Source organism: Photorhabdus viridis, assembly GCF_040256935.1.
Taxonomy (GTDB): Bacteria; Pseudomonadota; Gammaproteobacteria; order Enterobacterales; family Enterobacteriaceae; genus Photorhabdus; species Photorhabdus viridis.
The window spans coordinates 1-294 of sequence record NZ_JBEJZY010000363.1 but is presented as its reverse complement, the minus strand read 5'-3'; the positions used below and the strand labels follow the sequence as shown (position 1 = coordinate 294).

The 294-nt window shown below is 52.0% G+C and carries 1 pseudogene; it reads right to left on the bottom strand.

Annotated features, from left to right (window positions below):
* Positions 1-294, bottom strand: a pseudogene (locus ABR397_RS23750) (ISNCY family transposase); the annotation flags it as partial.

The following is a 294-nucleotide window of genomic DNA, read 5'->3' as shown; positions in this document are numbered from 1 at the left end:
ATTATCGTTTCACGGTCGATACCCATGTCGATCATCGCACACGCGATTTTCAGGATCCCCCGTTTTTCGCCTTTATGCAATCCTTCTTGGAGTCCTTCCTGGCGTCCTTCCTGGCGTCCTTCTTGGCGCCCTTCCAGACGCCCTTCAATAAACCCTTTCTGGTGTCCCTTCTGCTCCAGTTTTTGCGCTATTGTCATCAGTACCTCCTCATACCTCGGGGACTGTTCTGCCAGTCGCCGGATAAAACCCTCTGGATCGGCAGTATCTCCCGCCTGTAATAAGTAGTTTAGCACG